This window comes from Foliimonas ilicis, assembly GCF_039939195.1.
Taxonomy (GTDB): Bacteria; Pseudomonadota; Alphaproteobacteria; order Rhizobiales; family Rhizobiaceae; genus Foliimonas; species Foliimonas ilicis.
Map to the genome: position 1 here is coordinate 303,274 of NZ_JBDUUH010000002.1, position 19,750 is coordinate 323,023.

Genomic DNA, 19,750 nt, shown 5'->3' on the forward strand with positions numbered 1-19,750 from the left:
GAATTGAGGCGGGAAAGCCTGCTTTGCAGGCCCCTATAAATCCCCGGCTGCCACCCCAGAAGGGGGCGCTGCAGCCGCGAATCACGTCCTTTAATGGGCCAGCGACTTGCCTGAATCGTCGCTGGCGTCAGCCTTTGCAGGCGTTGCATCAACCGGTTCTACCCAGTCGATCGCCTCCGGCATGCGCACCAGCGCGTGCTTCAGAACCTCGCCAACGAAGCTGACTGGAATGATCTCCATCCCGCTTTTCACGTTATCGGGTATCTCGGCCAGATCCTTGACGTTCTCTTCGGGTATAATCACCCGCTTGAGACCGCCGCGGAGAGCAGCGAGCAGCTTTTCCTTCAATCCGCCGATAGGCAGGACCCTGCCCCGCAGCGTGATTTCACCAGTCATCGCAACATCGGCCCGAACCGGAATACCGGTCAGCACGGAGACGATGGCAGTCGCCATGCCGACACCAGCCGATGGACCGTCCTTGGGCGTAGCACCTTCCGGAACGTGAACGTGAATGTCACGCTTGTCGAACAGAGGCGGCTCGATCCCGAAATCGATGGCGCGGCTGCGGACGTAAGACGCCGCGGCCGAAATCGATTCCTTCATCACGTCGCGCAGATTGCCCGTCACCGTCATCTTGCCTTTGCCGGGCATCATGACGCCTTCGATGGTCAGCAATTCGCCGCCCACTTCCGTCCAGGCAAGGCCTGTGACCACACCGACCTGATCGTCCGTTTCTGCCTGGCCGAAGCGGTAGCGAAGAACGCCGAGGTAATCCGACAGGTTTTCCGCCGTGACCTTCACCGACTTCTTGCCGGTCTTGAGGATTTCGGTGACCGCCTTGCGCGCAAGCTTCATCAGCTCGCGTTCGAGGCTACGCACACCGGCTTCCCGCGTGTAGGTCTGGATGATCGCGCGGATCGCATCGTCAGCCACCGAGAATTCCTTGGGCTGCAACGCATGGTCGCGAATGGCCTTTGGAAGCAGATGGCGCTTGGCGATTTCGATCTTCTCGTCTTCCGTGTAGCCGGCGATACGGATGATCTCCATGCGGTCCATCAAGGGCGCAGGGATGTTCAGCGTATTTGCCGTCGTCACGAACATCACGCTCGAAAGATCGTATTCGACCTCGAGATAGTGATCCATGAAGGACGAGTTCTGCTCAGGGTCCAGCACCTCCAGCAAAGCCGAAGACGGATCGCCGCGGAAATCCTGGCCCATCTTGTCGATTTCATCGAGCAGGAAGAGCGGGTTGGATTTCTTTGCCTTCTTCATCGACTGAATGACCTTGCCGGGCATCGAGCCGATATAGGTGCGGCGGTGACCACGAATCTCGGCTTCGTCACGCACGCCGCCAAGCGCCATGCGGATGAATTCGCGTCCGGTCGCCTTGGCGATCGACTTGCCGAGCGAGGTCTTGCCGACGCCGGGAGGGCCGACGAGGCACAGGATCGGGCCTTTCAGCTTCTTCTGACGGCTCTGAACCGCGAGATACTCGACGATGCGTTCCTTGACCTTATCCAGGCCGAAGTGATCGGTATCGAGCACTTCCTGCGAGAAGTTCAGATCCTGCTTGACCTTGGAATTGCGGCCCCACGGAATGGAAAGCAGCCAGTCGAGATAATTGCGCACGACGGTCGCTTCCGCAGACATTGGCGACATGGTGCGCAGCTTCTTGAGCTCCGCATCCGCCTTTTCGCGGGCTTCCTTGGAAAGCTTGGTCTTCTTGATGCGCGCTTCCAGTTCGGCTGCCTCGTCGCGGCCGTCTTCGCCTTCGCCGAGTTCTTTCTGGATCGCCTTCATCTGCTCGTTCAAGTAATATTCGCGCTGCGTCTTCTCCATCTGGCGCTTTACGCGCGAGCGGATACGCTTCTCGACCTGCAGGACCGAGATTTCGGCTTCCATGAAGCCCATGGCCTTTTCGAACCGCTCCTTCACGGAGAGGGTCGCAAGCATTTCCTGCTTTTCGGGAATCTTGATCGCAAGATGCGAGGCGACCGTGTCAGCCAGCTTCGAATAATCATCGATCTGGCCGGCAGCGCCGACGACTTCTGGCGAAATCTTCTTGTTGAGCTTCACGTAGTTTTCGAAATCGGAAACCACCGAGCGCGACAACGCCTCGATCTCGATTTCCTCTTCTTCCGGCTCGATCAGAAGATCGGCACTGGCTTCATGGAAATCGGTGCGGTCGGTGAAGCTGGAAATCTTGGCGCGCGACGTGCCTTCGACGAGAACCTTCACGGTGCCGTCGGGCAGTTTCAAAAGCTGAAGCACATTGGCCAGCGTGCCGATGTCGTAAATCGCGTCTGCTGCCGGATCATCATCGGCTGCATTGATCTGGGTCGCGAGCAGAATCTGCTTTTCCGCGCCCATGACTTCTTCCAGAGCCTTGATCGATTTCTCGCGCCCTACGAAGAGCGGCACGATCATGTGTGGGAAGACCACTATGTCACGCAGTGGGAGGACTGCGAAAATCCCATCGCCGGAAGCTTTGGATATCTTGGTCATAATCGAACCTTTCATTTCGCGGCCACACATAGGCCAGCCGCGACTCTCATATTAACGGTCGTTGGTCGTTCCGCCTACACCGTTTATGACGGTATTACTTCAGCACGGAATTGAGCCCCAACACCTGATATTCGTTAGTTGGATGTTGAATGCACAAAGATCAAGGGCTGGAGCCAAACCGCTTAGCCGCATGCGCATTACGGAGGATGGGCCTGTCCGATGAAAGCAGGATGCGACAGCCGCAAATCGCAGTTGCATCCAAGCCCATTACGCAAAAACAGCGCCTTTCGGCGCTGTTTTCTACGATATCAGGCTCGAATCAGGCGCTGACGCTGCCCTTTTCCTTCTCCACATAGATGTAGAGAGGCCTTGCGCTGCCCGTCACGACCTCTTCCGAGATCACGACTTCCTGAACGCCTTCGAGTGCCGGCAGTTCGAACATCGTGTCGAGCAGAATCGCTTCCATGATCGAGCGAAGGCCGCGTGCGCCGGTCTTGCGTTCGATGGCGCGCTTGGCGATTGCCGAAAGCGCGTTCTCGTGGAAGGTCAGCTCGACATTTTCCATGTCGAACAGGCGCTGATACTGCTTCACCAGCGCGTTCTTCGGTGCAGTCAGAATCTGGATCAGAGCAGGCTCGTCCAGATCTTCCAGCGTTGCCAGAACAGGCAGACGACCGACGAATTCGGGGATAAGACCGAATTTCAGCAGATCTTCCGGCTCGACCTGACGGAACAGATCGCCCGTGCGGCGTTCTTCCGGCGAGGCAACGGAGGCAGCAAAGCCGATCGAGGTCTTGCGGCCGCGATCCGAGATGATGCGATCCAGACCGGCAAACGCGCCGCCGCAGATGAACAGGATGTTGGCCGTGTCGACCTGCAGGAATTCCTGCTGGGGATGCTTGCGCCCGCCCTGCGGCGGAACGGAAGCGACCGTGCCTTCCATGATCTTGAGCAGTGCCTGCTGAACGCCCTCGCCCGAAACGTCGCGGGTGATCGAAGGATTGTCCGACTTGCGGCTGATCTTGTCGATTTCGTCGATATAGACGATGCCGCGCTGTGCGCGTTCGACATTGTAATCGGCCGACTGAAGCAGCTTCAGGATGATGTTTTCAACGTCTTCACCGACATAACCGGCTTCCGTCAGCGTCGTCGCATCGGCCATTGTGAAAGGCACGTCGATGATGCGTGCAAGCGTCTGCGCGAGCAGCGTCTTGCCGCAACCGGTCGGGCCGATCAGCAGGATGTTGGACTTCGCCAGTTCGACGTCGTTGTTCTTGCCGGCATGCGCCAGCCGCTTGTAGTGATTGTGGACGGCAACCGACAGCACGCGCTTGGCATGCGGCTGACCGATGACGTAGTCGTCCAGAACCTTGATAATTTCCTGCGGGGTAGGCACGCCTTCCCGCGACTTCACCATCGAGGTTTTGTTTTCCTCGCGGATGATGTCCATGCAGAGTTCGACGCATTCGTCGCAAATGAAGACCGTTGGGCCTGCGATCAGCTTGCGTACTTCATGCTGGCTTTTTCCGCAGAACGAGCAGTAAAGCGTGTTCTTCGAATCGCCGTTGCTGACCTTGCTCATTTTGTACAAGTCCTTTCAGTGCCTGTCCGGCCACCTTCCAGAGCCGGATCGACTGTCATTTTCGTGGAGCTTGAACCGCTCGTTCCGGCATAATCGTGTAGTTCGATATGCCTCGACGAAAAACAAACGCCCCGACAAAACGCTAAGCCGTCGAACTCAACATAGACTTAACGTAGGTTCTCGCCTACGTCGAGTGAACAGCAAATTGTGACAGAATTGCCGCAGCCTCTGCCAAAATTGCGCCGAAATCCCCAACGCGGGCGAGCACACGTTACGAAGTAACAGCTTCCAACGCCTCACGCGACGAGTAGACCTTGTCGATCAGTCCAAAATCCTTGGCTTCGTCGGCGGTCAGGAAATGGTCGCGGTCGAGGGTCTTCTCGATCTCTTCATAGCTCTTGCCGGTGTGCTTGACATACACCTCGTTCAAGCGGCGCTTGAGCTTGATGATGTCCTGCGCATGGCGTTCGATGTCGGATGCCTGGCCGGAGAAACCGCCCGAAGGCTGATGAACCATGATTCGCGCATTCGGCGTTGCGAAGCGCATGTCCTTGTGACCGGCGCAAAGCAGCAGCGAGCCCATGGAGGCTGCCTGACCGATGCAGAGCGTCGAAACAGCGGGACGGATGAACTGCATCGTATCGTAAATGGCCATGCCGCTCGTCACCACGCCGCCTGGCGAATTGATGTAGAGCGAGATCTCCTTCTTGGGATTCTCGGCTTCGAGGAAAAGAAGCTGCGCGCAGACAAGCGTCGCCATGCCGTCTTCCACCGGGCCGGTGATGAAGATGATGCGTTCTTTCAGCAGGCGCGAAAAAATGTCGTAAGCGCGTTCGCCGCGATTCGTCTGCTCGACCACCATCGGTACGAGGTTCATTGCGGTCTCGACGGGATCTCTCATAAAACGTCCTTTGCGAGGATAAATTTCGAAAGCCGGGGATCAGAATCTGACCACGGCGTTACTCGTTAAATAGGATGCTCGGTCCACCTTGCGCAAGGCCAGTTGGCAGGCATCGCGTGTTAACCTTGCCACCTACCGCCAAAGCGTCAGACGCTTTCGGCCCTGAGCCAGGATTTCAGCGCATTCACATCGCCGTCATCGACCGCCTTGGCCACCCTTCGCCCGACACTCGCGCCGAATTTATAACCGTGGCCCGAACAGGCGGAGATGACGAGGCATTTGTCCTTCTCGACAGCCAGAAAACGCTCGTCATCGGTGAATGTGTAGGCGCAGGTCACGACTTCCGTGACTTCATATTCGGCAATCCGCGCGATCGGCGGCTGAAACAGATTGCGGATCGCCTCGCCCTCGCCTTCCACCGGAAAGCGGTTCCAGTCCGCATCGCTGGTACGCACCTTATGCAGGCCGGAGCCGAACTTCATGCCCGCCCCGCCTGTCGGCGGCACGATATAGCCATCCGTTTTACCACCGACATCAAGAACGACCGGTGCCGTTTCCCATACCGTTTTCAGGTCGGCTGGCGGGCTCACATAGGCAAGCGCCGTGCGGTAGGTCTTCACATCCGATGACAATTCCGGGAACAGGTTAAGCACCCAGGCGCCTGCCGCGACGATAATCTGATCGGCCTGCAGCGTTTCGCCGGATTCCAGTTCGACGCGCGCGCCTGCCGTGTCGATGGAAACCACCTTGCTGTTCTCATAGACATTCGCGCCATGCCCGCGCAGCCAATCGGCCAGGCCCTGCGCGATCTTGCGGCAGTGAAGCGCGCCGCCTTCCGGCGAAAAGATCGCATAGCGGAACGTTCCGGCTTCCAGAAACGGCCAGCGCGCGACCGCGGCATCAGACTCAAATGTCTCGAACGGATAATTTCCGGCAGCAAGGCCATCGCGATATTGCTCGGCCTCGTCGCCCTCTTCGCGCGAAACACAGATGAAGCCTCGCGCATCGAGATGCGTTTCGCCGAGGTCTGCCCAAAGCTCGTCCCAGGCTTCATAGGCTTCGGTAATCAGCTTGCCATAGCCTGCGGCAGAACCGTAGGCGCGGCGGATGATGCGGTGATGATCGCCGGACGCCGCGAGCGGGTTCGGTATCGGCCCCTGTTCGAGAATTGTGACCTGATGGCCAGCCTTGGTCAGCGCCCACGCGCTCGACAACCCGGCAATGCCTGCCCCGACGACGATTATGTTCATGAAAATTCAGTCCCTGCGCATTCCGGCGAGCACCGGCCAGCACCGGCATCGAAGCATACAGGATAGGGTCACGCGCGTACTTGGCAAGGCGGTCAGCCGCCATTTGCAGGCCGTCTTCACCAGAAGTTTAAAGACGGATGACGTATTCCTTGCGGGTCGTCTCGATCACTTCCCAGCTACCCTCGAAGCCCGGACGCACGACAAACGAGTCGCCAGCCCTCACAGTGCGCGCCTCGCCGCCATCTTCCTTGATGATCGAAACGCCGGAGAGGATGTGGCAGAATTCCCATTCATCGTACTGAATGCGCCATTCGCCGGGCGTTGCCTCCCAGATACCGGCATAGACGCCGCCATCGGCTTCCTCGACATTCCATGTGCGGAACGTCGGCGCGCCCGCAATAACGCGGTCTGCGGCAGGCTCGCCGGTTTCCGGTTCGATGGCGGAAATATCGAGCGACAGGAATTTCGATGCGGTCATGGAAGGCTCCTTTTCGAAGCCTTCCATGCCATTTTCATCAGATCTTCGCAAACGCCTGTTCGAGATCGGCGATGATGTCGGCGAAATCCTCGATGCCGACCGAAAGCCGGATCACGTCAGGGCCAGCACCCGCCGCCTTCTGCTGTTCTTCCGAAAGCTGGCGATGCGTGGTCGAGGCCGGGTGAATGACCAGCGATTTGGTGTCGCCGACATTGGCCAGATGCGAGAAGAGCTCCAGTCCTTCAACGAAGGTGATGCCTGCCTCGTAGCCGCCCTTCAGGCCGAAGGTGAACACTGCACCAGCGCCCTGCGGTGAATACTTCTTCTGCAGCGCATTGTTCTCGCTCGACGGCAGGCCCGGATAGAACACCCACGAAACCTTGTCATGCTTGGAGAGGTATTCCGCGACTTTCAGCGCATTGTCCGAATGGCGCTGCATGCGCAGCGGCAGGGTTTCCAGACCGGTCAGGATTAGGAACGCGTTGAACGGCGAGATCGCCGGGCCGAAATCGCGAAGGCCAAGCACGCGCGCCGCGATAGCGAATGCGAAATTGCCGAAGGTTTCGTGCAGGACGATGCCGCCATATTCAGGACGCGGTTCCGAAAGCATCGGATATTTGCCGGATTTCGACCAGTCGAACGTGCCGCCATCGACAATGATGCCGCCGATGGAATTGCCGTGGCCGCCGATGAATTTGGTCAGCGAGTGAACGACGATATCCGCGCCATGCTCGAACGGGCGCACGAGATAGGGGCTGGCCAGCGTGTTATCGACAATGAGCGGAAGCCCATGCTTGTGCGCGATTTCGGCAATCGCTTCGATATCGACGAACTCGCCGCCCGGATTTGCAAGGCTTTCGATGAAGATCGCCTTGGTCTTGTCGTCGATCTGCTTTTCGAACGAGGAAATGTCGTTCGTATCGGCCCAGCGCACCTGCCAATCGAAATTCTTGAAGGCATGGCCAAACTGATTGATCGACCCGCCGTAAAGCCGCCTGGCGGCAATGAAATTCTCGCCCGAACGCAGAAGATTATGGAAAACGAGAAGCTGGGCTGCGTGGCCGGATGCCGTCGCCAGCGCTGCCGTGCCGCCCTCCAACGCTGCCACGCGCTCTTCGAGCACGGCCTGTGTCGGGTTCATGATGCGCGTATAGATGTTGCCGAACGCCTTCAGGCCAAACAGCGAGGCGGCGTGATCCGCGTCTTCGAACACATAGGACGTCGTCTGGTAGATCGGCGTCGCGCGCGCGCCGGTCGCGGGATCGGGTTTAGCGCCTGCATGGACGGCGAGCGTGTTGAAACCGGGTGCGTCGTGGGACATCTTTCCTCCAGAAAATATTAGAACAGTTCAGACTCTCCGAACTGTTCTAAGTGTTTATTTTTACGCAATTCCGGACGGAAAACCGCTACACACTTTTCCTGGAATTGCTCTGGCTGCATTCTTCGGTTTTTGAACCGGAGAAGCAACCAAGGGAATACCTGCTGCTTTCAAAGCGCAGAACCGAATATCAAATAATCGGCGGTTGGGAGAATTATTTTCCGATCTTGTCCATGCGGACGCCGAAGCTCTGAAAACCGCCGCGCATCAGTGGTTTTTTCGAAGAAATCACTTTGGAATTGATGCCGTTCCAGCCGATCTCACCGGAAATGCGCGCATATTCGATCTTTGGGCAGCGGTTCATTACCACTTTTATGCCCGCCGTTTCCAGTTTTGCGGCGGCTTCGTCATGACGAACCGTGAGCTGCATCCAGACGACTTTCGGCAATTGGTTCATCGCCAGAACCTCGTCGGCTACGGCCGGAACTGCTGCGGATGCGCGAAAAATGTCGACCATGTCGATGGGCGTCTCGATTTCCGACAATCTGGCATAGGTCTTTTGGCCGAGAATTTCCTTTCCGGCATGTCCCGGGTTAACCGGGATGACCGTGTAGCCCTTGGCGATCAGATATTTCATCACGAAGAAACTCGGGCGAACGTCATTTGCAGAAGCACCGACGATGGCGATCGTCTTCACGGAATTCAAAATGCCGGAAATGTAGGAATTGTCGTAGGAATCGTGGTTCATTTCGTACTCTCATCCAGCGCTTCAGCGATGAAATTATCCGGGTCGCTGCAAAAATCATGCATCATTCTAAAATGATCCGTGTCGCGAAAATCCGTTTCGACCAGTTCACCACGGTCGATACGCAAAAGACGCGCGCCTGGAAAGGCCATAAGCAGCGGCGCATGCGTCGCCATGATCACCTGCGCTACTCCCGATATTTCCATCTGCTTGAGCAGGCCCAGTAATGCAATCTGCCGTGCAGGAGATAAAGCGCTTTCCGGTTCGTCCAGAATATAGATGCCTTGTCGACGGCAGCGCTCTTCGAAGAAGCGGATGAAACCCTCACCATGTGACCATGACAAAAAATCCGGCGGCGCTTCCCCTGCATCTACGGCAGACTGATCGAGATAACGCGCGACGGAATAAAAGGACTCCGCGCGGAAAAACCAGCCCGCCGTCACCTTTGGCAGCCAGTGCGCACGCAATGCCTCGGCCAATGCAGCACCGCTGCTATCCAGAGCCGCGGAATGATCGACCGGCATATAGCCCTTGCCGCCGCCTGCCTCATCATAACCGGCCAGAGCGCCGATCGCTTCAAGCAGCGTGGATTTGCCCGTGCCGTTCTCGCCGACGATGATCGTGATCGGCGTGGTGAATTCGAGTTCGAAATCCCCGTTCTGAAAAAGCGGGAGATTGAACGGATAGGTTTTCATGTCGCGGTTGGCGGCGCGTTCCGGCTCAAGAATCAGCCGTCGCAGATACGGCGCCTTCAGCCGCGTCAGTTGTTTGCGGTAGGCCATGCTAGTTTTTCAAGCATCTAATTGCATGGGCTTCTATCTCATTTAAACGCAAAATGAGTCTGCAAAATCTCGAAAAGCTGTCTTCCTGACTTTTCGTCTAGCTGAATTGACTGGCTTACTTTGCCAGGAACTTCTCGGTCTGGCCGGCCAGCGGTATTGATTTGTAAAATCCGACGACCGTCATATTCGTGAGCGTAAAATGTCGCGTCAATTTCATCATGAAGCTGGACGCGATTTAATTTTCCAGGGAGAAAATTCGCAATTCTCGCCATTTTACTCTCCCGTCCATTCCGGGTGACGCTTTTCGATGAAGGCGCCGATGCCTTCTTCGGCATCACGCGCCAGCATGTTCTCGACCATCACGCGCGCAGTGTATTCATAGGCTTCGGTGAGGCCCATCTCGGCCTGCGCATAAAAAGCTTCCTTGCCGGTCTTCAACGTCAAAGGTGATTTGGAAGCAATGGTTTGCGCGTATTTCGTGACAATCTGATTCAGATATTCGCGCGGCACGACGCGGTTGATCAGGCCGAATTCGCGCGCTGTCGAGGCATCGATCGTCTCGCCGGTAAGCAGCATTTCCATTGCCTGCTTGCGCGGTACATTGCGCGACAGGGCAACCATGGGCGTCGAGCAGAACAGACCGATATTGACGCCCGGCGTGCAAAATGAAGCATGGTCGGATGAGATCGCGAGATCGCAGCTTGCGACGAGTTGCAATCCGGCGGCGGTCGCCAGACCATCAACCTCGGCAATGACCGGCTTCGGGTAGCGCACGATGGTCTGCATCAGCGTCGCGCAGGCATTCATGGTTTTTTCGAAGAAGGCTCTGCCCCGATCCGCGTCCGAGCGATGTGCCGTCATCTCCTTTAGATCATGGCCTGCACAAAAGACCTTGCCGGACCCGGCGAGGATCACAACACGGACAGCCTTGTCGTCGCGCGTGCGGTCGAACTCGCCCTGCAAGGCGGCCATGGTGGCAAGCGAAAGAGCATTTGCAGGCGGATTGGCAAGCGTCAGGCGCAGAATGCCGTTTTCCAGCGTGGAAACGATCGGTCCAGCCGGTTCTATCGGCTTGATTGCGAGTATTTCAGCCATTTTTTCTGCCCTTATTCGATCCGACGAATGACTAACATGCCTCGTCTTGAAGATCAGCAGCCAAACGTGTTTTCTGACACCGGAATATAGCGGGAGAAAGACCATATGCCAGCACAGACCGGGCTGACGCCGGTGATGACAGCCGCCGAAGTCAACGATTTGATGAAATCCGCATATCCGCAGCTTAACGACGGATACGCACATTATGAGGCGGTAGACGTTTTTCCCGGCGGCTGCACGGTGCGGCTCAACGCCAACGAGCGGCATTTGCGGCCGGGCGGTACGGTGTCGGGTCCATCGCTTTTCACGCTGGCAGACATAGGCGGCTATGTCTGCGTACTTTCCCATGCCGGGCCAGATGCGCTGTCCGTCACAACCAATCTCGACATCAACTTCATGCGTAAGGCAGAAGCCGGCCCGATCGACGGCTATTGCCGCATATTGAAGCTTGGAAGAAGTCTGATGGTTTTCGACATCGACATCACAGCAGGGCCGGATGGTCACACCGTGGCGCACGCGACCGGCACCTATTCGATCCCGCCGAAGCGGTGACGCTATCTGGATTTTTATATCGAATGTGTATATTTATGCGTATTGAGTAAATCATGGAACGAGATAGCCGGAAGATCGTAAAACGACTGCAGGCCGAGGGTTTCGAGCTTATTTCCATCAGCGGCTCACATCATAAATTCCGCAAAGGCTCGATAACGATCATCGTACCGCATCCAAAGAAGGATTTGCCGACCGGCACAGCGCGAGCTATCGCGAAACAGGCCGGCTGGATAAGGGATTGAACCAAGCAATGAAGACATATCTGGCTCTCGTAGAAAAAGAAGCGGACAGCGCTTTCGGTGTAATCTTTCCAGATGTTCCGGGTTGTTTCTCTGCTGCTGATCAGGCAGATGAAATTCTTTCGAATGCGACAATCGCCTTGCGGTTATGGGCCGAAGACATGCCTCTACCGACCGCATCGCGACATGAAACAATCATCTCTCGCCCAGAAATCAAAGAAGCGCTCAGCAACGGCGCCTATCTGATCAGCGTTCCGCTCATCGAAAACGATACGGCGGTTGTCCGTGCAAATGTCACGTTCGAGCGTGGTATGCTTCGCGCGATCGATGAAGCCGCAAAACAGCGCGGCGTGACACGTTCCGCGTTTCTAGCGAACGCTGCGCGGCATGAGATCGAGGCCAAACACTGAAATTAATGCGGTAAAATAATACCACACTCATAACCATTTGATTTTTATTGATATTTCCAGATATTGCCCAGATCGGCGCGCTTGACGCTGAAACCTGGCTCACTTATAAGCCCGCTCAGTGCTGAATCACAGGATTCCGCACATCCGTTGGGCCTTGGCTCAACACAAGCAACAAGAAACGCCTTCCCCGGAAGGTTCTAACGAAAGCAGATACCATGACAACCTTTTCGCAGAAGCCTGCGGACGTGGTGAAGAAGTGGGTTTTGATCGACGCAGAAGGTCTCGTCGTCGGTCGTCTCGCCTCCATCGTCGCCAACATCCTCCGCGGCAAGAACAAGCCGACCTTCACGCCACACGTCGACGACGGTGACAATGTCATCATTATCAATGCCGACAAGGTCGCATTCACCGGCAAGAAGTTCACCGACAAGGTTTACTACTGGCACACCGGCCATCCGGGCGGCATCAAGCAGCGCACCGCGCGCCAGCTTCTCGAAGGCCGTTTCCCAGAGCGCGTACTTGAAAAGGCAGTAGAGCGCATGGTCCCGCGCGGACCGCTTGGCCGTCGCCAGATGAAGAACCTCCGCGTCTATGCCGGCACGGATCATCCTCACACCGCTCAGCAGCCTGTGACGCTCGACGTCGGCGCGCTGAACGCCAAGAACAAGAAGGCTTCGTAATATGGCTGAGCAGCTCAACTCGCTCGCAGAACTCGGCACGGCGGCCGTAACCGCACAGCCTGCCGCTCCCGTTCATGTCCAGAAGCTCGACAAGCAGGGCCGCGCCTATGCCACCGGCAAGCGCAAGGATGCGATCGCTCGCGTCTGGGTCAAGCCGGGTTCCGGCAAGATCGTCGTCAACGGCAAGGAATTCGCGGCTTACTTCGCCCGTCCGGTGCTGCAGATGATCCTGAACCAGCCAATCGTCGCGGCTGCCCGCGTCGGCCAGTTCGACGTCATCGCGACCGTCGTCGGCGGCGGTCTTTCGGGCCAGGCAGGCGCTGTGCGTCACGGCATTTCGAAGGCGCTGACCTATTACGAGCCAGGCCTTCGTGGCGTGCTCAAGAAGGGCGGCTTCCTGACGCGCGACAGCCGTACCGTCGAGCGTAAGAAGTACGGCAAGGCCAAGGCCCGCCGCAGCTTCCAGTTCTCGAAGCGCTAATATTTTCGGGTTTATCCGATACGGGAAGGCCGCCTTTGGGCGGCCTTTTTTGTTTTGGGGATTTGGTTTTACTGGAAATGCCGGAGCTTTGGGGCGAGCCTCGAAGGACGCACGACCGCTTAAAATCAATTGATATTCGCAGTATCCATCGGCGCGACCTCATAAGGCACGCGGTAGCCATTTGCGGAAAGCCAGTTGATAGCCGCTTCCGGCTCGTCGGTCTGGATCATCGTCACGCCCTGCTCGGCCCAAAAACCCCAGCTTTCTTCAGGCACGCTTGCCAGCACGGCAAGCTCGTCGCCACGACCGCCCGACAGCATGCCGCCGCGCATATTCACGATGGAAAACGTGTTCACCCAAAGGTGCCACTCGCCACGCGCAGCAATGGCGCGGGCGCGCGCGTTGAAGAACTGGCCGCCGGGAGCAGTCATGCCCTCGCCGTCCTTGCGCCAGTTGATCAGCTCGACGGCATTGGCCGAAAAACTCTTGCCCACATTTTCGAGAAATCCGATGTCGGTCACGGCATCGTCGGCAATGATCGGCATGAAGTGAATGCCCTCGCCGATTTCTACCATCACATCGCTCATCTCGGAGGCTTTTTCGGCGCTCCAGAGATTCTGCTTCAGGACGATCTGCCGTTCGACGCCGAGCTCACGTGCCAGAGCGGCGATTTCCGGCAATGCGTCGATACCGAGCTTGTTGTCGATGTTTACCATGATCCTGCCCTTCGCCGCTTGCAGCATCATGCGCAGCGTCGGCACGCTTTCGGCAGTGGTTTTGCCCGTGCCTTCGATGACCAGACGGCAGGAAGCGAGGCCTGCCAGGTCGCGCTCAACCAGCCTGCCCTTGCAACTCGTCGTGCGGTCCAGCCAGCTATCATGCAGGACGACAAGTTCGCCGTCTTTTGTCTTCTGGACATCGACCTCGACCATTTCGATGCCGGACGCGATGGAATGGTTGAGTGCGGCAATGGAATTTTCGGCGCGGCGTATCTGGCCGTTCTGTTTCCAGCCGGCGCGATGCGCCACGACCATCACATGGTCACGCCACTGATTGGCGTTTTCGAAGCGCTCGATGATCTGATCGACATTGGCGCTTTGCGCATTCGCTTGCCCTGACGCGAGCAAACCGAGAAGGGCAGCGCCCCAAATTATCATCCGCATGAGAATCGCTCCCTCGACGGCCCGTTGCGGCGAGGAAATAGAGAATGCTCATGACAGCGCGGTGAATGCCGCCGGCTATCGAAACCGACAGCCAGCCCCAGATTGTCATTTGCCTGAGCAACGGGACTGGCAAGTTTGGCGCTGCTTCTGTAGTTCTTGCTAACCTCAAAACCCTGGGAATTCGAGATGGCGAACAGCACTATCGACAATGCCTTTACCGCCAAGAGCAAAACCGGCGCGTCCTTCGAGCCGACCTATGCGGGTGCGCTTTCCTTCATGCGCCGCAAATACACCAAGGATGTCAAAGGCGCGGATGCCATCGTCTGGGGCGTTCCGTTCGATGCCGCCGTCACCAACAGACCGGGCGCCCGGTTTGGTCCGCAAGCGATACGCCGTGCATCGAGCATTCTCGACAATGACCCGCAATATCCGTTTCATCGCGATCTGTTCGAGCAGCTTGCCGTGGTCGATTACGGCGATTGTCTGCTGGATTCGGGCAATCACCAGAAGACGCCGGGAACGATCGAGCGCGAAGCGGCCAAACTGCTGAAATCCGGTGCCTTCCTGCTAACGCTCGGCGGCGATCATTTCATCACCTGGCCGCTTTTGAAGGCGCATGCCGCGATCCATGGTCCGCTGGCGCTGGTGCAGTTCGACGCGCATCAGGACACATGGCCCGATGACGGCAAGCGCATCGACCATGGCTCTTTCGTCGGCCGCGCCGTCAAGGAAGGCGTAATCGACGCCGAACGCTCGATCCAGATCGGTATCCGCACACATGCACCGGACGATTTCGGCATCAAGATCATCTACGGCCATGAGGTCGAGGAAATGCGCGCGTCCGACATCGCCTATGCAATTGTCGAACGCACCGGCGGCAAGAAAAGCTATGTGACATTCGATATCGACTGCCTCGATCCGGCCTTTGCGCCCGGCACCGGAACTCCGGTTTCGGGCGGGCCTTCGTCTGCCAAGATGCTGTCGGTGTTGCGTCAGCTCAATCAGATCGATATTGCAGGCGCGGATGTCGTGGAGGTTGCGCCAGCCTATGATCATGCCGATATAACGGCCATCGCGGCCTCGACGATTGCCATGCAGTATCTGGGCCTGCTTGCCGAGCGCAAGGCGCGTGGTTGAACTATTTGAGAAACTGAATCCGATACAGCCGACAGGCCACTGATTTTTATACGTTTTTGGAAGAGACAGAGCATGAAACCGAAAATCTTCATCGACGGCGAACACGGAACCACCGGCCTGCAAATCCGCACGCGTCTGGCCGATCGCGCCGATCTCGAAGTTCTGTCGATTCCCGAAGCCGAACGCCGTAACAAGGACATTCGCTCCGATCTTCTGAAAGAGGCGGACGTTGCGATTCTGTGCCTGCCGGATGACGCGTCGCGCGAAGCGGTCGGCATTCTCGAGGGCTGGAATTCGACACGGATCATCGACACATCGACGGCGCACCGCGTGCATCCCGATTGGGCCTACGGCTTTGCCGAGCTCGAACCGGCGCAGCGCAAGAAGATTGCCGATGCGCGTCTCGTCGCCAATCCGGGCTGCTACCCGACCGGTGCGATCTCGCTGATCCGCCCGCTGGTTGCCGCCGGTATCCTGCCGAGCGACTATCCGATCAGCGTGAACGCGGTTTCCGGCTATACGGGCGGCGGCAAGCAGATGATTGCGCAGATGGAAGACCCGTCGAACCCGGATCACATCGCCTCCCCGCATTTCCTCTATGGGCTGACGCTCGCGCACAAGCACGTTCCCGAAATGAAGCTCCACGGCCTGCTCGGATGCGATCCGATCTTCGCGCCTTCTGTCGGCCGCTTCGCACAAGGAATGCTGGTTCAGGTGCCGCTGTATCTGTCCGATCTCAATGACTCGCCCTCGCTCAGCCGCGTTCATGAGGCACTGGCCGCGCATTATGAAGGTCAAAACATCGTCGAGGTCGTGCCGCTTGCCGAAAGCGCAAAGCTCTCGCGCGTCGATCCAACCGAGCTTGCCGACACGGACAATATGAAGCTTTACGTGTTCGGAACCGAGGGCAAGGGCGTGGTCAATCTGGTCGCCTCGCTCGACAATCTCGGCAAGGGTGCATCGGGTGCTGCGGTTCAGAACATGGATCTGATGCTCGGACTCAAGCACTGAATGGATCGGCCCGCCTTCCCCGAACGCTGGAACACCAGCGACCCGGAACTGATTGCCGAGACCTTCAGCAGCAAAATCTGGAAGGTACGGCTGCCAAGCGGTGAACTGGCGGCGGTGAAAGACCTCAAGCCGTTCGACGATGTCGAGGACGAGTTGCGCGGTGCGCATCTGCTTTCATGGCGCCGCGGCGAAGGTCTGGTCCGGCTTCTCGATATGGACGGGAACCGCATGCTTCTGGAGTATGCAGGCGAAACCATGCTTTCGCATGTGCTCGATCAGCATGGTGACGGGCAAGCCACCGAAATAGCGGCAGACGTGATGGCGAGACTACATTCGCCATCCGACCATGCCGTGCCGCCCGATCTTCAGCCCTTGCGCGAGCGCTTTTCGAGCCTTTTCAAAGCGGCCGCCACCGACCGGGATTTGGGAAACCGTACCATCTATGTCGAAGCGGCTGAGATTGCCGAGCGCCTTCTCGACGATCCGCACGCGCTTTGCCCGCTGCATGGCGACCTGCATCATGAAAACATCATGCTTGGAGCACGCGGCTGGCTGGCGATCGATCCGAAAGGTGTGTTCGGCGATCCGGCATTCGACGCGGCAAATATGTTCTACAATCCGTTGGAACGCGACGATCTCTGCCTCAAGCCTGACCGCATCGCCCATATGGCGGAGGTATTTTCCAAGACGCTTGGCCAGCATCCGCGCCGGTTGCTCGACTTTGCGATAGCCTATGGATGCCTTTCGGCGGCATGGCATCGCGAGGACGCCAACGGTCATGATGAAGGCCGCGAACTCGGAATAGCCGCAGCGATCCGCGAGCTACGCGACCTCAGCTTCTGACGGATCTGTGTCCGGCAGCGGATAAGCGCCTTTCGTGCCACGCCAATGTGCGGCGGCAAAGCCTAACACCACGAATGCAAAGCCCTGATGCAGTAGTGCCCAATGCATCGGCACATGCATGACAAGCGTCGCAATGCCGATCAGCGCCTGAACCAGAATCAGGTGGAACAGCACAAGCGCACGGCGGGCATGGGTGGTTTTCGGCAAGGCGCGGCGCACGGCAATCATGTGCCAGAGTGCTGCGAAGAAAACCGCATAGGCGCCGATGCGGTGGACAAATTGAACCGTCTTCGGGTTTTCGAAGAAATTGTGCCAGATCGGCTTGAGGATCAACATGTCGCCCGGCACGATTCGGCCGTCCATAAGCGGCCAGGTGTTGTAGCTCAGGCCCGCATTCAGGCCTGCGACAAGCCCGCCCAGAAATATTTGGAACAGCGCCAGAGCGACCAGAATGCCAGCAAATTTCTGCGTTCTTTCATCGGCCTCATGCTCGGAATGCGGCGACAGCCCTCTCGCGACGACCATCGTTGCCGTGAAAATGAATGCCGCGACCGTCAAATGCGTGGCCAGCCGGTACTGGCTGACATCGGTTCGCTCTACCAGACCGGAAGCAACCATCCACCAGCCGATCGCGCCTTGAAGTCCGCCAAGCGCCAGAATGCCGATCAGCTTCGGGCTCAATCCCGGCTCGACGCGGCGCGTCACCCAGAAGAACAGCAAAGGCAGCGCGAAGACCACGCCGACGCCGCGCGCCAGAATGCGATGCGCCCATTCCCACCAGAATATCTGCTTGAATTCACTCAGGCTCATGCCCTTGTTTATCTGCTGATATTGCGGAATCTGGCGGTATTTTTCGAGTTCTTCCTGCCAATCGGATTCGGAAAGCGGTGGAATCACGCCATGGATCGGCTTCCATTCGGTGATCGACAGGCCGGAATCGGTCAGGCGCGTCGCGCCGCCCACAATCACGATGGCGATCAGCACCAGCATCACGACATAGAGCCAGTTTCGGATGAGTGCCCGATTGCGCAACAGGCGCTCTCGCCCGTCAGAGGAAGTATCGAGGCTGGTGATCGCCGTCATGGACGTCTTTCCGGTTCCAGATTTGCGGATAGGTGGACCAAAGCCCTTGGCAAGGCAAGCCTCGCGCCCACGCGACACGCCGTCGCGCCGTCTGCCCAACTGCCGGGTTGCGCACAGGCGCGGCAAGGCTTATTCGAAGCGCTGATAAGGACAGATCATGCCCATTCGCCTCAAAAAGCTCATTGGAACAATACTGCTCATCATCCTCGTCATCGTCTATGCGATGGTGGCGACGATTGTAGCCATGGCGCAATTGGCTGAGTCCGGCCCGCTGGTGCATCTGGCCTTCTTCCTGTTCACCGGCGTTTTGTGGATCGTGCCTGCCATGGGCATCATCAAATGGCTGATCCTCGAGCCGAGGCCCAAATAATCAGACCGTCACGACCAGCCGCCGCGAATTGAGCAGCGTGGTCACGCCCGACAGCATCGTGCGCACATAGTCCACTTTCTGAAACCGGCCATTGACCGAAATGCGCGGCAGTGCGGTGAGATGCGCCGCATGTTCGGCGCGCAGCACGCCATGGCGTGTCGTGACTGCCGAGAGAAATCCGGCCTGCGCCGCAAGCTCGACTTCGCGCGTGCCGACAGCACCGGCATAACCATACGGATAGGCGAAATGCCGGGGCCGCTCGCCAAGGCGCGCTTCCAGAATATCGGCTGACCGCACCATTTCGCCAAGCGCATCCTCACGAGACAAGCGCTTCAACGCATAGTGATGGATTGTATGGGCGCCGATCGTCGCCAGCGGATGCGCGGCAAGCGTCGCGATTTCATCCCAGTTCATCAGGCTTGCATTGGCGGTAGCTGGATCGACACTGGTCTTTGCCGCGTATTCACGAAGGAACGCGACCTGATCCTGCTCGGCGACATCATTCGTCATGAAATCGAGGAAGGCTGCGAACGCCTTGCGCTTCAGATCGGGCGATGAACAGTCGATTGCCACCCTGCCCGGCAGATCAAGCGTATCGACCGCATTGATAATGTCCTCGATCGCTTCCCACCAGAGATAGACCGCACCATCGGTAAGGCCCGGCGCGACATAGACGGTGAACGGCGTGCCGTGCTTTTCGAAGATCGGCAAAGCCTCAGTCAGATTGTCCCGATAGGCGTCGTCCGCCGTAATAGCGACGAAGCGTCCGCCCTTGCCGCCAAGCTTTACGCGCTCCACCGCCTCGTCCATCGAAACGAACGCATAGCCGTCCTGCTTGATCGCGTCGATCAACACATCGAGGAATGCAGGTGCGATGTTCAGATGGCTGTTCGCGCTGTCGGGCTTTTCGGGAAACGCCGTCACGCGATGCAGCATCAGGATCGCGCCTGTCCCGCCGATCAGCGATCGCGCGACAGAGGCAGCGCCGCTGTACCGGGCAAGGTCGAGGATCAGCTTGCGCGCCGCATCGCTCATTTCGCACGCCTGTCGATCATTGATTCACCTTTTGCGTCTAGCTTGCGCAAAAACCGCCCAAGCGAAACCGGTTCAGCCCCAGCATGATTA

General features: G+C 57.8%; 22 protein-coding genes. 9 read left to right on the forward strand and 13 right to left on the reverse strand.

Annotated features, from left to right (window positions below; translation table 11 throughout):
- Nucleotides 1–90: 90 nt before the first annotated feature.
- The 10 genes from lon to ABFT80_RS07070 all read right to left on the reverse strand — a co-directional run bounded on the left by lon (nucleotide 91) and on the right by ABFT80_RS07070 (nucleotide 10,656).
- Nucleotides 91–2,505, reverse strand: a complete 2,415-nt coding sequence (gene lon, locus ABFT80_RS07025) for an endopeptidase La (RefSeq protein WP_347971156.1) — start codon at nucleotides 2,503–2,505, stop codon at nucleotides 91–93.
- Between the two features lie 319 nt (nucleotides 2,506–2,824).
- Nucleotides 2,825–4,087 carry an ATP-dependent Clp protease ATP-binding subunit ClpX gene (clpX, locus tag ABFT80_RS07030; RefSeq protein WP_347971157.1) on the reverse strand — a complete coding sequence of 421 codons (1,263 nt, stop codon included), beginning with the start codon at nucleotides 4,085–4,087 and terminating at the stop codon, nucleotides 2,825–2,827.
- Nucleotides 4,088–4,358: 271 nt separating this feature from the next.
- Nucleotides 4,359–4,988 (reverse strand): ATP-dependent Clp protease proteolytic subunit, encoded by a 630-nt coding sequence (locus ABFT80_RS07035; protein WP_347971158.1) that lies wholly within the window; start codon nucleotides 4,986–4,988, stop codon nucleotides 4,359–4,361.
- A gap of 146 nt (nucleotides 4,989–5,134) precedes the next feature.
- Entirely contained in the window at nucleotides 5,135–6,238 is a 1,104-nt protein-coding gene (locus ABFT80_RS07040; RefSeq protein WP_347971159.1) for an NAD(P)/FAD-dependent oxidoreductase, read from the reverse strand.
- A 127-nt stretch (nucleotides 6,239–6,365) separates the two neighbouring features.
- Nucleotides 6,366–6,716, reverse strand: coding sequence for a cupin domain-containing protein (locus ABFT80_RS07045; protein ID WP_347971160.1), 351 nt, complete (start codon nucleotides 6,714–6,716; stop codon nucleotides 6,366–6,368).
- A 37-nt stretch (nucleotides 6,717–6,753) separates the two neighbouring features.
- Nucleotides 6,754–8,037 (reverse strand): O-acetylhomoserine aminocarboxypropyltransferase, encoded by a 1,284-nt coding sequence (locus ABFT80_RS07050; protein WP_347971161.1) that lies wholly within the window; start codon nucleotides 8,035–8,037, stop codon nucleotides 6,754–6,756.
- Between the two features lie 211 nt (nucleotides 8,038–8,248).
- The gene (locus tag ABFT80_RS07055) at nucleotides 8,249–8,782 is read right to left on the reverse strand and encodes a CoA-binding protein (protein WP_347971162.1); all 534 of its coding nucleotides are present in this window, start codon (nucleotides 8,780–8,782) and stop codon (nucleotides 8,249–8,251) included.
- Nucleotides 8,779–9,561 carry an AAA family ATPase gene (locus tag ABFT80_RS07060; RefSeq protein WP_347971163.1) on the reverse strand — a complete coding sequence of 261 codons (783 nt, stop codon included), beginning with the start codon at nucleotides 9,559–9,561 and terminating at the stop codon, nucleotides 8,779–8,781. Before ABFT80_RS07060 ends, ABFT80_RS07055 begins: the two co-directional genes overlap by 4 nt.
- Nucleotides 9,562–9,599: 38 nt before the next feature.
- Complete coding sequence (locus ABFT80_RS07065) at nucleotides 9,600–9,833, reverse strand: methionyl-tRNA formyltransferase (RefSeq protein ID WP_347971164.1); 234 nt, start codon at nucleotides 9,831–9,833, stop codon at nucleotides 9,600–9,602.
- Nucleotide 9,834: 1 nt separating this feature from the next.
- Complete coding sequence (locus tag ABFT80_RS07070; RefSeq protein ID WP_347971165.1) at nucleotides 9,835–10,656, reverse strand: enoyl-CoA hydratase; 822 nt, start codon at nucleotides 10,654–10,656, stop codon at nucleotides 9,835–9,837.
- 105 nt (nucleotides 10,657–10,761) lie between these two features.
- On the opposite strand from ABFT80_RS07070, the gene ABFT80_RS07075 reads away from it, so the two are divergent.
- The 5 genes from ABFT80_RS07075 to rpsI all read left to right on the forward strand — a co-directional run bounded on the left by ABFT80_RS07075 (nucleotide 10,762) and on the right by rpsI (nucleotide 13,018).
- On the forward strand, nucleotides 10,762–11,208 hold the full coding sequence (locus ABFT80_RS07075; protein WP_347971166.1) for a PaaI family thioesterase: 447 nt from the start codon (nucleotides 10,762–10,764) through the stop codon (nucleotides 11,206–11,208).
- Between the two features lie 53 nt (nucleotides 11,209–11,261).
- A complete protein-coding gene (locus ABFT80_RS07080; RefSeq protein ID WP_347971167.1) occupies nucleotides 11,262–11,450 on the forward strand; it encodes a type II toxin-antitoxin system HicA family toxin in 189 nt (62 codons plus the stop codon).
- Between the two features lie 8 nt (nucleotides 11,451–11,458).
- Entirely contained in the window at nucleotides 11,459–11,857 is a 399-nt protein-coding gene (locus ABFT80_RS07085; protein ID WP_347971395.1) for a type II toxin-antitoxin system HicB family antitoxin, read from the forward strand.
- Nucleotides 11,858–12,072: 215 nt separating this feature from the next.
- On the forward strand, nucleotides 12,073–12,537 hold the full coding sequence (gene rplM, locus ABFT80_RS07090; RefSeq protein WP_347971168.1) for a 50S ribosomal protein L13: 465 nt from the start codon (nucleotides 12,073–12,075) through the stop codon (nucleotides 12,535–12,537).
- 1 nt (nucleotide 12,538) lies between these two features.
- A complete protein-coding gene (gene rpsI / locus ABFT80_RS07095; protein WP_347971169.1) occupies nucleotides 12,539–13,018 on the forward strand; it encodes a 30S ribosomal protein S9 in 480 nt (159 codons plus the stop codon).
- A gap of 125 nt (nucleotides 13,019–13,143) precedes the next feature.
- Here the strand turns inward: rpsI and ABFT80_RS07100 are convergent, their stop codons facing one another.
- Nucleotides 13,144–14,181 carry a glycerophosphodiester phosphodiesterase family protein gene (locus ABFT80_RS07100; protein WP_347971170.1) on the reverse strand — a complete coding sequence of 346 codons (1,038 nt, stop codon included), beginning with the start codon at nucleotides 14,179–14,181 and terminating at the stop codon, nucleotides 13,144–13,146.
- A 186-nt stretch (nucleotides 14,182–14,367) separates the two neighbouring features.
- Here ABFT80_RS07100 and speB point away from each other — a divergent pair, with 186 nt between their 5' ends.
- From speB to ABFT80_RS07115, 3 genes are all read left to right on the forward strand, one after another.
- On the forward strand, nucleotides 14,368–15,318 hold the full coding sequence (gene speB, locus ABFT80_RS07105; RefSeq protein WP_347971171.1) for an agmatinase: 951 nt from the start codon (nucleotides 14,368–14,370) through the stop codon (nucleotides 15,316–15,318).
- A gap of 72 nt (nucleotides 15,319–15,390) precedes the next feature.
- Nucleotides 15,391–16,329: an N-acetyl-gamma-glutamyl-phosphate reductase gene (gene argC, locus ABFT80_RS07110; RefSeq protein ID WP_347971172.1), complete on the forward strand. Its 939-nt coding sequence runs from the start codon at nucleotides 15,391–15,393 to the stop codon at nucleotides 16,327–16,329.
- Nucleotides 16,330–17,172, forward strand: coding sequence for an aminoglycoside phosphotransferase family protein (locus ABFT80_RS07115; RefSeq protein ID WP_347971173.1), 843 nt, complete (start codon nucleotides 16,330–16,332; stop codon nucleotides 17,170–17,172).
- Here the strand turns inward: ABFT80_RS07115 and ABFT80_RS07120 are convergent.
- Nucleotides 17,152–18,255, reverse strand: a complete 1,104-nt coding sequence (locus tag ABFT80_RS07120; protein ID WP_347971174.1) for a COX15/CtaA family protein — start codon at nucleotides 18,253–18,255, stop codon at nucleotides 17,152–17,154. The two genes, ABFT80_RS07115 and ABFT80_RS07120, sit on opposite strands and share 21 nt — an antisense overlap.
- A gap of 157 nt (nucleotides 18,256–18,412) precedes the next feature.
- Here ABFT80_RS07120 and ABFT80_RS07125 point away from each other — a divergent pair, with 157 nt between their 5' ends.
- A complete protein-coding gene (locus tag ABFT80_RS07125) occupies nucleotides 18,413–18,625 on the forward strand; it encodes a DUF2842 domain-containing protein (RefSeq protein ID WP_347971175.1) in 213 nt (70 codons plus the stop codon).
- On the opposite strand, the gene ABFT80_RS07130 is transcribed toward ABFT80_RS07125, so the two are convergent.
- The gene (locus ABFT80_RS07130; protein ID WP_347971176.1) at nucleotides 18,626–19,660 is read right to left on the reverse strand and encodes a polysaccharide deacetylase family protein; all 1,035 of its coding nucleotides are present in this window, start codon (nucleotides 19,658–19,660) and stop codon (nucleotides 18,626–18,628) included.
- Nucleotides 19,661–19,750: the final 90 nt, after the last annotated feature.